Source organism: Candidatus Aegiribacteria sp. (genome assembly GCA_021108005.1).
GTDB lineage: Bacteria > Fermentibacterota > Fermentibacteria > Fermentibacterales > JCC-6 > Aegiribacteria.
In genome coordinates, this window is record JAIORS010000208.1 from 1 (window position 1) to 2,203 (window position 2,203).

1 protein-coding gene is annotated in these 2,203 nt (G+C 36.7%); it reads left to right on the forward strand.

The annotated features are described in order from the left end of the window. Window positions 1-532 precede the first annotated feature (532 nt). Window positions 533-1,990 carry an ATP-binding protein gene (locus K8S15_12855; protein ID MCD4776926.1) on the forward strand — a complete coding sequence of 486 codons (1,458 nt, stop codon included), beginning with the start codon at window positions 533-535 and terminating at the stop codon, window positions 1,988-1,990. Window positions 1,991-2,203 lie beyond the last annotated feature (213 nt).

The window sequence follows — 2,203 nt, forward strand, 5'->3', positions numbered from 1 at the left end:
AATATCGAATAATTAATAAGACAAATCACATATTGTTAAATGTGAATGAAATCTCCTATGGAAGGGATTTCAGTTCATAATATGTATAGATTTAATATGAAATATACCTGAAAACACTATATGCAGGCCTCGTTACATTTCGTACAGGGTATACCGTGACTTTTGGATCGCGAGTATTGATGGCAGAGGTCGGGTTGATTGTATGGTCATGAGGTTTTATTGAGTGGGATTTGAAGTCAAATATGTATGGTTAGACTTACAATTACTAATTGACAGTGACTTATCATGAATAATAAAGTTGGAAATTTTATTAACCAAAAGATGGATATGCATATCCACTTCAAAAATCAAGGTAAACTGTACATTCAGATTATTGAAATCATGTCCTACAGCAGGTTTTTTATTCCAAGATATTATCAATTACCCTTGAATTTGAAGTGAGTACTATTATCTGATGTATTGTAAAGTAACTTACTTTCTAATGCAGACCAAAATCTTCCCTCTGGTCGAATTTTTTCGAGTAAATAATCCCATGGATTATGTACTACAAGAAAACCCAAGGATTAAATATCTGGAGTATAATAAAGTAACTTACTCAATAGTACACGTGATATTTAATATGTTTGTAAACAGGAAAGAGGAGCTTGAAATCCTAAAAAACACACTTAACAGCGACAGAGCTGAACTTTTCATACTCTACGGCAGGCGCAGGGTAGGGAAGACCGAACTTCTGAAACAAATGCTCATTGACAACAAAAATGCAGTATATTTTCTGGGAAGATTTGAATCTCCGAAAGATATGGTACTAAGGCTATCTAAAATTGTTGCGGAAAAGTTTGATGATAAGCGGCTTGCAAAGTTCCCATTTAGAGATTTTGACGAAGCATTTCATTATTTTTCCGGGAAAAAAGGTATAGTTATAATTTTTGATGAGTTTCCATATATGGTATCGTCTGAGCCTGCTTTGCCATCTATAATGCAAGATTACTGGGATAACCAACTGAAAAATACTGACATCAAGCTATTCATCTGTGGGTCATCAATAGGAATGATGGAAAGACATTTCTTCAACTATTCTTCCCCCCTTTACGGGAGACGAACAAAACAATTCAAACTTCAACCTCTTAGTTTTTCAGGACTGAAAGATTTTATTCCATCTGCCGGGTTTAAAGAACTACTTGCAATATACGCAGTGTTCGGCGGGACACCAGCGTATATATTAGAATATGAAAATGATATTTTCGAAACTATAAGAGACAAAATGTTAAAAAAAGAACAATTCCTGCACAAGGATGCAGAATTCATCCTCAGAGAAGAACTAAGGGAACCAAGATATTATTTTTCCATCATACGCTCAATAGCATTTGGGAATACCACTACCGGGAGAATAATGAATGATACAGGTATCACAAAGGACGTAGTTGGAAAATATCTCTCAACACTTCAGGATCTTGATATTATCGAGCGCCAGGTTCCTATAACAGAGAGCTTCAAATCCCGTAAAGGCATCTATCGAATAAAAGATAATTATTTCAGATTCTATTTCAGGTTCATTTTCCCGTATATTGAGCATATCGAAATGGGAGAGATTGATTATGTATTAAATGTCATCAAAACGGATTTCCAGAGATATTCAGGTCAGACATTCGAACAGGTCATGATCGAGCACCTTAAAGAAAATAGAGACTTAGACCCCATACAATTTACAAGAATCGGAAGCTGGTGGGATAAAGGTACTGAGATTGACATCGTTGCTTTCAATGAAGAAACCGGAGATATTCTATTCGGTGAGATAAAATACACAACTAGAAAAGTTGGAGTGAAAACGTTACTTGAACTTCAGGAAAAGGCGAAAAAAGTAAAGTGGGGAACTGGAAGGCGCGAGCATTACATGATAATCAGCAAGAGTGGATTTGATGATAACATCATCGACAAAGATGTCACGCTTATTGACCTTAATATGTTGGAAACGGTTACAAGAAATCTGTGATCAGCATTAAAAAACACATACTCACTCTATCTCTGTCTACACATACCTCATAACCCAACCTCCGATCCAGTTGATGCCCTGGACAAAGCGTTAGCGTCGTCTGGAGTCGTTGACTGCAAAGTTTTATTCCTTATATTCCAGATTGCCGCATCCACAGGTCTCCGCTTCCGGGTCCGGATGTTCAGGATGCATGGCCCCCAGTGGAATAATACC

Coding starts and splice junctions, on each gene's coding strand:
- K8S15_12855 (MCD4776926.1), top strand. CDS start 533: ATGGATTATGTACTACAAGAAAACCCAAGGATTAAATATCTGGAGTAT.